This is a genomic window from Pseudomonas sp. NFACC56-3 (assembly GCF_900100025.1).
Taxonomy (GTDB): Bacteria; Pseudomonadota; Gammaproteobacteria; order Pseudomonadales; family Pseudomonadaceae; genus Aquipseudomonas; species Aquipseudomonas fluorescens_AA.
The window spans coordinates 49,722-60,432 of sequence record NZ_FMTK01000008.1 but is presented as its reverse complement, the minus strand read 5'-3'; the positions used below and the strand labels follow the sequence as shown (position 1 = coordinate 60,432).

General features: G+C 63.5%; 7 protein-coding genes. 4 read left to right on the top strand and 3 right to left on the bottom strand.

Annotated features, from left to right (window positions below; translation table 11 throughout):
* Window positions 1-207: 207 nt before the first annotated feature.
* Window positions 208-2,652, top strand: a complete 2,445-nt coding sequence (locus tag BLO80_RS13565) for a penicillin-binding protein 1A (RefSeq protein WP_175459500.1) — start codon at window positions 208-210, stop codon at window positions 2,650-2,652.
* Between the two features lie 229 nt (window positions 2,653-2,881).
* Here the strand turns inward: BLO80_RS13565 and BLO80_RS13560 are convergent, their stop codons facing one another.
* From BLO80_RS13560 to rpmE, 3 genes are all read right to left on the bottom strand, one after another.
* The gene (locus BLO80_RS13560; protein ID WP_072407352.1) at window positions 2,882-4,150 is read right to left on the bottom strand and encodes a malic enzyme-like NAD(P)-binding protein; all 1,269 of its coding nucleotides are present in this window, start codon (window positions 4,148-4,150) and stop codon (window positions 2,882-2,884) included.
* A 186-nt stretch (window positions 4,151-4,336) separates the two neighbouring features.
* Window positions 4,337-5,149, bottom strand: coding sequence for a thermonuclease family protein (locus BLO80_RS13555; RefSeq protein WP_092328842.1), 813 nt, complete (start codon window positions 5,147-5,149; stop codon window positions 4,337-4,339).
* 11 nt (window positions 5,150-5,160) lie between these two features.
* Entirely contained in the window at window positions 5,161-5,385 is a 225-nt protein-coding gene (gene rpmE, locus BLO80_RS13550; RefSeq protein ID WP_053117645.1) for a 50S ribosomal protein L31, read from the bottom strand.
* 289 nt (window positions 5,386-5,674) lie between these two features.
* Between rpmE and BLO80_RS13545 the strand changes: the two genes are divergently transcribed.
* The 3 genes from BLO80_RS13545 to BLO80_RS13535 all read left to right on the top strand — a co-directional run bounded on the left by BLO80_RS13545 (window position 5,675) and on the right by BLO80_RS13535 (window position 10,597).
* Window positions 5,675-7,894 (top strand): primosomal protein N', encoded by a 2,220-nt coding sequence (locus tag BLO80_RS13545; RefSeq protein ID WP_092328839.1) that lies wholly within the window; start codon window positions 5,675-5,677, stop codon window positions 7,892-7,894.
* A 269-nt stretch (window positions 7,895-8,163) separates the two neighbouring features.
* Complete coding sequence (gene argS / locus BLO80_RS13540; protein WP_092328837.1) at window positions 8,164-9,900, top strand: arginine--tRNA ligase; 1,737 nt, start codon at window positions 8,164-8,166, stop codon at window positions 9,898-9,900.
* A 1-nt stretch (window position 9,901) separates the two neighbouring features.
* A complete protein-coding gene (locus tag BLO80_RS13535) occupies window positions 9,902-10,597 on the top strand; it encodes an SPOR domain-containing protein (protein WP_003196959.1) in 696 nt (231 codons plus the stop codon).
* Window positions 10,598-10,711 lie beyond the last annotated feature (114 nt).

Here is a 10,711-nt window from a genome sequence, read left to right as displayed (position 1 = left end):
ACCAATTCCCTATGACTATCCGTGAGTTACGGACTCTCTAATATGCATTGCGTTCAATCACGGCCGTCCGACGGACGTCCGGATGGCATTCCCGACGAAAAAAAATGCTTATAATGCCCAGCGTTTTTTTTCGCTTTGTTGCAAGCACGGATCCTTCCCTGCACCTGGCGCCTTTTTCATTCTTTGCCTGGATATCCAAAAGCCTTGATTCGTCTGCTGAAATTTTTCGGATGGTCCATCGTCGCCGTTTTCTGCGGACTGCTCTTGGGCCTGAGCGGTGCCTTTCTTTACCTTAGTCCGGGATTGCCGTCCGTGGAGGCGCTGAGAAGTATTCAGTTGCAGATTCCTTTGCGGGTGTACAGCAGCGATAACAAGCTGATCGCCGAATTTGGCGAAATGCGCCGCACACCGATCCGTTTCGCCGACATTCCCCCCAATTTCATCAATGCGTTACTAAGTGCTGAAGACGATAACTTCGCCAACCACTATGGCGTCGATCCCGGCAGCCTGATGCGCGCCGCCAGCCAGTTGGTCAAGAGCGGGCACATCCAGTCCGGCGGCAGCACCATCACCATGCAGGTGGCCAAGAACTTCTTCCTGACCAGCGAGCGCAGCTTCTCGCGCAAGACCACCGAGATCCTCCTGGCCCTGCAGATCGAGCGGCAGCTGACCAAGGATGAAATCCTGGAGCTGTACGTGAACAAGATTTACCTGGGCAACCGCGCCTACGGCATCGAGGCGGCTGCACAGGTGTATTACGGCAAGTCGATCCGCGACGTGAGCCTGGCGCAGATGGCGATGATCGCCGGCCTGCCCAAGGCACCGTCGCGCTTCAACCCGCTCGCCAACCCGGCGCGCAGCAAGGAGCGTCGCGACTGGATCCTGGGGCGCATGTACAAGCTCGGCAAGATCAGCGAGGCCGACTACACCGCCGCGATCAATGAGCCGCTGAACGCCAGCTATCACGTGCCGACCCCGGAAGTGAACGCCCCGTACATCGCCGAGATGGCCCGTGCCGAGATGGTCGGGCGCTATGGCAGCGACGCCTACACCGAAGGCTTCCGCGTCACCACCACGGTGCCGAGCAACCTGCAGGAAATGGCCAACACCGCGCTGCACGAGGGCCTGATGACCTACGACCAGCGCCACGGCTACCGTGGCCCTGAATCGCGCCTGCCAGGCAAGACCAAGGAAGCCTGGGCCCTGGAACTGACCAAGCAGCGCACCATCAGCAGCCTGGAGCCGGCGATCGTCACCTCGGTGGACAAGGATGGCATCAAGGTGTTGACCCGCAACGGCGAGCAGGAAGAACACGTGGCCTGGGACACCATGAAATGGGCCCGTCCGTTCCTCAATACCAACAGCATGGGCGCCAACCCACGGCAGCCGTCGGACGTTGCCCAGGTCGGAGACCTGATCCGCGTCCAGCGCCAGGCGGACAACACGCTCAAGTTCAGCCAGATCCCGGCGGCCCAGGGCGCCCTGGTGTCCCTCGACCCGCAGGACGGCGCCATCCGCTCGCTAGTGGGTGGCTTCGCCTTCGAGCAAAGCAATTACAACCGTGCACTGCAGGCCAAGCGCCAGCCAGGCTCGAGCTTCAAGCCGTTCATCTACAGCGCCGCCCTGGATAACGGCTACACCGCCGCCAGCCTGGTGAACGATGCGCCGATCGTGTTCGTCGATGAGTACCTGGACAAGGTCTGGCGGCCGAAGAACGACACCAATACATTCCTCGGCCCGATTCGCCTGCGCGAGGCACTGTACAAATCCCGCAACCTGGTATCGATCCGCCTGTTGCAGGCGCTGGGCGTGGATCGCACCATCGACTACATCAGCAAGTTCGGCTTCAACAAGCAGGACCTGCCGCGCAACCTGTCCCTGGCCTTGGGTACCGCGACCCTGACGCCGATGGAAATCGCCACGGGCTGGAGCACGTTCGCCAACGGCGGCTACAAGATCACCCCGTACATCATTGATAAGATCGAAAGCCGCAACGGCGAGACATTGTTCGTTGCCAACCCGCCACGGGTCCCCACGGGCGAGCAGGCCAGCGATGGCGTCGCCGCACCGTCCACCGACACGTTCACGGTCAATGCGACGCCAGGCGAAGCCACCACGGCCCCAGGCCTGCCGCAAGCCCCCGCCGTCGCGGAGCGCATTGTCGATGGCCGCACCACCTTCATTCTCAATAGCATGCTGCAGGACGTGATCAAGCTTGGCACCGGCCGTCGCGCCCTGGCCCTGGGCCGTACCGACCTGGCGGGCAAGACCGGTACCACCAACGAATCCAAGGACGCCTGGTTCTCCGGCTACAACGCCGATTACGTGACCACGGTCTGGACCGGTTTCGACCAGCCCGAAAGCCTGGGTCGCCGTGAGTTCGGTGGTACCGTGGCGCTGCCGATCTGGATGACCTACATGGGCGCCGCCCTCAAGGACAAGCCGCCGCACACCCAGCCGGAACCGGAAGGCATTCTCAGCCTGCGGGTCGACCCGGTCAGCGGCCGCGCGGCCACGCCGGGCACCCCGGGTGCGTACTTCGAGCTGTTCAAGAGCGAAGACACGCCACCGTCGGTCAACGAACTGGGCAACGGTGTCGCACCGGGCAGCCCGCTGCCAGCGGACGAAGCGGCACCCATCGATCTGTTCTGACCGGTCTCATCCAAAAGCCCCGCCTTCGAAAGAAGTGCGGGGCTTTTGTTCTCAATGACACCACAACCTGTGGGAGCGAGCTTGCTCGCGATAGCGTCGGATCAGCTTGCATCGATGTTGAAGCCAGGCCGTCATCGCGAGCAAGCTCGCTCCCACAGGGGTCTGTGGCGGCCAACAAAAAGCCCCGACTCTCAGGAGCCGGGGCTTTTTGTTGAAGCGCTACGACGGCTTAGCCGTTGAACACGTCATCCACGCTCTTGAGCGGGTAGTTCTTCGGGTACGGCAGGGTGGCCACGCCCGTCTCGATGGCGGCCTTGGCCACGGCGTCGGAGATCAGGGTGATCAGGCGGGCGTCCATGGGTTTCGGGATGATGTACTCACGACCGAATTCCAGCTTGATGCCGCCGTAGGCGTCGCACACTTCCTGAGGCACCGGCAGCTTGGCCAGTTCGCGCAGGGCGTTGGCGGCCGCGACTTTCATCTCTTCGTTGATGCGCTTGGCGCGAACGTCCAGGGCACCGCGGAAGATGAACGGGAAGCCCAGTACGTTGTTGACCTGGTTCGGGTAGTCCGAACGGCCGGTGGCCATGATCACGTCGCTGCGAGTCGCGTGAGCCAGCTCCGGGGAGATTTCCGGGTCCGGGTTCGAGCAGGCGAACACGATCGGGTTCGGCGCCATGCGCAGCAGGTTTTCCGGGCTCAGCAGGTTCGGACCCGACAGGCCGACGAACACGTCGGCACCGTCCAGCGCGTCCGCCAGGGAGCGCTTGTCGGTCGCGTGGGCGAAGACGGCCTTGTACTGGTTCAGGTCGTCACGGCCGGAGTGGATCACGCCGGTACGGTCGACCATGAAGATGTTTTCGATCTTGGCGCCCATGCTCACCAGCAACTTCATGCAGGAGATGGCCGCGGCGCCGGCACCCAGGCAGACGATCTTGGCTTCCGGCAGGGTCTTGCCGGCGATTTCCAGGGCGTTGATCATGCCGGCCGCGGTGACGATGGCGGTGCCGTGCTGGTCATCGTGGAACACCGGGATGTCGCACTGTTCGATCAGGGCGCGCTCGATCTCGAAGCACTCAGGTGCCTTGATGTCTTCCAGGTTGATGCCACCGAAGGTGATGGAGATGCGCTTGACGGTGTCGATGAAGGCTTGCGGGCTCTCGGAATCGACTTCGATGTCGAATACGTCGATACCGGCGAAGCGCTTGAACAGTACGCCCTTGCCTTCCATGACAGGCTTGGAAGCCAATGGGCCGAGGTTACCCAGGCCGAGAATCGCGGTGCCATCGGAAATGACTGCAACCAGGTTGCCTTTACCGGTGTATTTGTAGGCCAGTTCAGGGTCGCGAGCGATTTCGCGGACTGGTTCGGCTACGCCGGGGCTGTAGGCCAGCGACAAGTCGCGAGCAGTAGCGGTGGCCTTGGTGAGCTCGACACTCAGCTTTCCTGGACGAGGATGCGCGTGATATTCGAGAGCGGCAGTTTTCAGATCAGACATGTGGGCATTCCGCTTTTTTACTGTGTTGGACAGACGGACCGCCGAGGATACGCGCCTCGCAAAGTCCCTACAAGACTGACCAGTCACCACTGTCAAGCGCCCTACTCTACGACTTTGGACCAAGAGCCGCGGAACACAAGGGCTACATGCATACAATCTTACCGAATAATGTCTACAATTATTTTCCTACAGGACCGCTTCCAACATGGCCGGATCGGTCAGCGGCAGCATCCATCGCGCCTGGCCAGCCTTGTTCCCGCCACGCCGGGCGCGGTCGACGACCCAGCCCCGGGCCTCGACTTTCCGCCCCTTGAGCCGTTCCAGGGCCGAGGCGTCGAAGCGCCTCTGCAACCCCGGCGCAATGTGCAGGACAACCGGCCCCTGCAATTCAATCCAGATGCCACCGCGATTGCGCCGCACGCTTTCCACCCGCCCGCTCATCAGCACGAAACCCGGGGCATCGATCTGTTCCGCCCGGACGACAGGGGATTTCTTCCAGAGGCCTGCCCCGGCTTGCCGCGCATGACGCTCAGCCACTTGCTGGCAACTGACCAGGTCGACGTTCGGCGCGACCGCCACCAGAAACCCCAGCCCCTCGGCAATCAAACGCTCCTCGAGGTTCTCGCCCCGGGCGTTGTAGACGTGGGCCAGGGTACGACCGTAATCATCGCGGTCGTCCTTGCCAGGCAATACGCCCACCCGGCCATCGTTGGCGGCCACCAGGGCTTCGAGCCGCTGGCGCGCCGCCACGGCGAAGGGTTCGTCGGCGCGGCCGCGCTTGCCCAGCTCGGGGCTGTTGAGACCGATCATCCGAACGCGGCGACCATCCTTCAGGTACAAGGTGTCGCCGTCCACCACGCGCTGCACCGCCACCTGGGGCAGGCTGCCCGGCGAAGGACAGGCCCCCTGGGCGCCACCGAGCCAAATCGCAGACACAAAAAAGGCGCCCGCAAGGGACGCCTTCTTTATCAATCTGGAGCAGTCGAAACGACCATCCAAAATGATCAGCCTCAGGCTTTTGGAGTAACTTTGCCGAAAGCACCGAAACGATCGGCGAACTTCTGAACGCGGCCGCCGGTATCCAGAGTCTTTTGCTTACCGGTGTAGAACGGGTGGCATTCGTTGCAAACGTCGATCGCCAGGGCTTTGCCGTAGGTCGAACGCGTTTCGAACTTGTTGCCGCAGCTGCAGGTTACGGCAATTTCTGGGTATTCCGGATGGATATCGGTTTTCATGCTGTTTTCCTCAGGCTAGCGTGCCGCCACCCAACACTATTGTTGAATACCGCACGTAATTAGGCCGCGGATTCTACCAGACATCGTCATTCGCGCAAGCTGTCGCTTATACCAACCGTCTGCTAGGCTCGCGCCCTCAAGCACAATCCCTGTGGGAGCGAGCTTGCTCGCGATAGCGGTGGGTCAGTTGCGGTGATGTTGGCTGTGCCGCCGCTTTCGCGAGCAAGCTCGCTCCCACATTGAATCGCGCTCAGCCTTGCGAACTTGTCCGCTTACCGAGATTCCCCGCGTGCCCAACGCCATCCTGCGCCTCGCCCTGCCGTCACCCCTGCGCCGCCTGTTCGACTACCGCGCCCCCGCCGGGGTTCTGCGCGCCCAGTTGCAGCCGGGCATGCGCCTGCGGGTGCCGTTCGGCCGGCGGGAAATGATCGGCATCCTGGTGGAGGTCACCGATCACAGCGAGGTCCCGGTCGACAAGCTCAAACCAGCCCTGGCCCTGCTCGATGCCACGCCGCCGCTGCCCGCCTCGCTGTTCAAGTTATGCCTGTGGACGTCCCAGTATTACCAGCACAGCCTCGGCGACACCCTGAGCTGGGCGCTGCCGGTGCTGCTGCGCCAGGGTGAGCTGGCCGAGGCGCGCCAGGAGCGGTTCTGGTCGGTGGCCCCTGGAGCCTCGCTGGACGATCCGCGCATCGCCCGCGCGCCGCGCCAGCGCGAGGCCTTGGCCACCCTCGCCCAACACCCCCATGGCGTGGCCCACCAACTGCTGAGCAAACTGATGCTCAGCAAGGACAGCCTCGACCTGTTGCTGGCCAAGGACCTGGTCCAGGTGGAGATCCGTCGGCACGCCCCCGACGCCCGCCACGAACATTGGCTGGCCCAGCCGGAACTGCCGCTCAACGCCGAACAGCGAGCCGCTTGCGAAGCGATTCGCGCAGGTTTCGACAGTTACCACGCCTTTTTGCTGGCGGGCGTCACCGGCAGCGGCAAGACCGAGGTCTACCTGCAACTGATCCGCCAGACCCTGGAGGCCGGCAAGCAGGCCCTGGTGCTGATTCCGGAAATCAACCTCGGCCCCCAGACCCTGGCGCGTTTCGAGCAACGCTTCAATGCGCGAATCGCCCTGGTGCACTCGGCAGTCAACGACCGCGAACGCCTGGAAGCCTGGCTCGCCGCCCGCGACGGCGAGGCCGATATCATCATCGGCACCCGCTCGGCCCTGTTCACGCCGATGAAAAACCCCGGCCTGATCATCATCGACGAAGAACACGACGGCTCTTATAAACAGCAGGAAGGCCTGCGCTATCACGCCCGCGACCTGGCGCTGGTGCGCGCCCGCCAGGAAAACATCCCCATTGTCCTCGGCTCGGCCACGCCCTCGCTGGAAAGCCTGCACAACGCCTACACCGGCCGCTACGGCCTGCTGCGCCTCAACGAACGGGCCGGCGGCGCCAAGCAACCGCGTTTCCTGCGCCTGGACGTGAAAAGTCGTCCACTGGACAGCGGTATTTCCGGGCCGATGCAGCAAGCCATCGGCCAGACCCTGGCCGCCGGACAACAGGTCCTGGTGTTCCTCAATCGCCGCGGTTTTGCCCCGACCCTGCTGTGCCACGACTGCGGCTGGATGTCTGGCTGCGAACGTTGCGACGCGCGGATGACCGTGCATCAACGCCATGGCGAGCTGCGGTGCCACCATTGCGGCCACGTCGAACGCGTGCCAAGGCATTGCCCGCAGTGCGGCAAAGTGGACTTGCGCCCGGTCGGCGCCGGCACCGAGCGCGCCGAGGAACGGCTGGGCATCCTGTTTCCGGACTACCCGGTCTTGCGGGTGGATCGCGACAGCACCTCGCGCAAGGACGCGATGAACCAGCTGTTCGCGACGATCCAGAAGGGCCAGCCGTGCATATTGGTGGGCACGCAGATGCTCGCCAAGGGGCATCACTTCCCGCGGGTCACGCTGGTGTCGATCCTCGATGCCGATGGCGGGTTGTTCTCCGGAGACTTCCGCGCCAGCGAGCGCATGGCGCAGTTGATCGTCCAGGTCGCAGGCCGGGCCGGACGGGCCGAGGAGCCGGGCAAAGTGATTATCCAGACGCACCTGGCCGACCACCCGCTGTTGATCCAACTGACCGAGCAGGGTTATTTCGCCTTCGCCGAACAGGCCTTGAGCGAACGCCGCAGCGCCGGCCTGCCACCCTTTTCCCACCTGGCGCTGCTGCGGGCCGAAGCCCACAAGCCGGGGCAGGCCGAAGGCTTCCTCGATGAGGCCTGTAGCGAGGCGGAGCGTTTGCTGGCAGAGCAGAACCTCACCGGGATCGAACTATTGGGGCCGGTCCCGGCTCCGATGGAACGGCGGGCCGGGCGCTATCGCGCGCAGCTTTTATTGCAGGCCAACGCCCGGGCACCGCTGCATCGACTGCTGAGTGCCTGGCTGCTGGCGCTGGAACAGATGCCGAGTGGGCGCGCGGTGCGCTGGTCGCTGGATGTGGATCCGGTGGATTTGTATTGATTGAGCAGATCGCAAGCTTTGTCCCCTGTGGGAGCGGGCTTGCTCGCGAAGGCGGTGGGTCAGTTGTGGTGATATTGGCTGTGCCGCCGCTTTCGCGAGCAAGCCCGCTCCCACAGGTGGACCGAGTGCATCCAGGCCAGCAAGAATAGTCACCACACATCCCCAACCGACCCGCTACAGTTGGCAAGCTCGTCCGGGCCACGGATAATGCCCAGTTTTTCCACCAGCGCATCGAAGCGCCGCCGCGCCTGCGGTTGAAAGAGAAGACCATGAAAGACACCATTCGCCAGCTCATCCAGCAAGCCATCGCCCAACTCGTCGCTGAAGGTGTGCTGCCAGAAGGCCTGTCGCCGGCGATTCAGGTCGAGAACACCCGCGACAAGACCCACGGCGACTTCGCCAGCAACATCGCGATGATGCTCGCCAAGCCGGCCGGCATGAAACCTCGCGACCTGGCGGAAAAAATCATCGCCGCGCTGCCGACCGACGAAAACGTCAGCAAGGCTGACATCGCCGGCCCCGGGTTCATCAATTTCTTCCAGAACACCCAGGCCCTGGCTTCGCGCCTGGATGCGGCCCTGGCCGACGAACGTATTGGCGTGCGCAAGGCCGGCCCGTTGCAGCGCACCGTGGTCGACCTGTCGGCCCCCAACCTCGCCAAGGAAATGCACGTCGGCCATTTGCGCTCGACCATCATCGGCGACGGCGTGGCCCGGGTCCTGGAGTTTCTTGGCGACACCGTGATCCGCCAGAACCACGTTGGCGACTGGGGCACCCAGTTCGGCATGCTGATGGCCTATCTGCAGGAAAACCCGATCACCAGCGACGAACTGGCGGACCTGGAGAACTTCTACCGCGCCGCCAAGCAACGCTTCGACGAGTCGCCCGAGTTCGCCGACCGTGCCCGTGGCCTGGTGGTCAAGCTGCAGGCCGGCGACGCCGAGTGCCTGGCGCTGTGGAGCAAGTTCAAGGACATCTCCCTGTCCCACTGCCAGAAAATCTACGAACTGCTGAACGTCAAATTGACCATGGCCGACGTGATGGGCGAAAGCGCCTACAACGACGACCTGGCCAACGTGGTCAACGACCTCAGGGCCAAGGGCCTGCTGGTGGAAAGCAACGGCGCCCAGTGCGTGTTCCTCGAGCAGTTCAAGACCGCCGACGGCGAGCCGCTGCCGGTGATCATCGTCAAGGCCGACGGTGGCTACCTCTACGCCACCACCGATCTGGCGGCCGTGCGCTACCGCAACAGCGTGCTCAAGGCCGATCGAGTGCTGTATTTCGTCGACCAGCGCCAGGCCCTGCACTTCCAGCAAGTGTTCGAAGTGGCGCGCCTGGCCGGCTTCGTGACCCGCCCGATGGAAATGGAACACATGGGCTTCGGCACCATGAACGGCGCCGACGGCCGCCCGTTCAAGACCCGCGATGGCGGCACGGTGAAGCTGATCGACCTGCTGACCGAAGCCCAGGACCGCGCCTACACCCTGGTCAAGGGCAAGAACCCGGACTTGGCCGAGGACGAACTGCGCAACATCGCCAAGGTGGTGGGCATCGACGCGGTGAAGTACGCCGACCTGTCCAAGCACCGCACCAGCGACTACAGCTTCAACTTCGACCTGATGCTCAACTTCGAAGGCAACACCGCGCCGTATCTGCTGTACGCCTACACCCGCGTGGCGGGGGTGTTCCGCAAGCTCGGCAAGGGCTTTAACGAAGTGGACGGCCAGATTGTGCTCGAGGCCCCTCAGGAACAGGAGCTGGCGGCGAAGCTGGCGCAGTTCGGCGAGGTCCTGAACAACGTCGCCGACAAGGGCACGCCGCACACCCTGTGCGCCTACCTGTACGACGTGGCCGGCCTGTTCTCCAGCTTCTACGAGAACTGCCCGATCCTCAATGCGCAAACCCCGGAGCAAATGCAGAGCCGCCTGCGCCTCGCCGCGCTGACCGGGCGCACGCTCAAGCAAGGCCTGGAACTGCTGGGCCTGAAAACCCTGGAGCGCATGTAAGTTGGCCGCCAAGAAAAAACCTGCACCCAAGCGCGGCGCCAGTCGTTACCAGCCTCCAGCCAAAAAACCGATTCCAGGTTGGTTGTGGATGGCCATCGGCCTGACCGTCGGCGCGTTCATTGTGTTCTTGATGAAGCTGGAGCCGGGCCAGGGCGATGACGTCAAGCGCGTCCGGCAAGAGCAGCAGAAAGCCACTCGCATCGCCGAGGCCAACAAGACCCCGCCGAGCCCGACACAACCGGTGAAGCCGAAGTACGACTTCTACACGTTGCTGCCGGAATCGGAGGTCATCGTGCCGCCCGATGCCGTGCCGGAGAAAACCCTGCCGACGCCGCAAGTGCCCACCACACCGGTGACCCCGGCCGAAGCGGCGAAGATCGACACCGCTCGCGCCCAGGCGGCCCTGGCCGGCATCACGCCGCCACCCGCCCCTCCGGTGCAGAAAGCCGCGCCGGTGACGAAGTTCTTCCTGCAGGCCGGCTCGTTCCGCAAGGAAGCCGACGCCGACAAGGTCCGCGCGCAGATCATTCTGCTGGGCCAGTCCGTGTCCGTGGAATCCGGGACGGTGAAGGACGAAACCTGGTACCGGGTGTTGGTCGGCCCGTTCAGCAACCGCGAGGAGCTGACCAAGGCCCAGAAACAATTGGCGGGCAGTGGTTTCAGCAATCTGTTGTTACAACAACGCCAGAGCCGCTGATTTCCACCGATAACGCCTGTGGCTATGGCTTTTTGTGGCGAGGGAGCTTGCTCCCGCTGGGCTGCGCAGCAGCCCCCAAAAGCCTGGGACCGCTACGCGGTCCAGCGGGAGCAA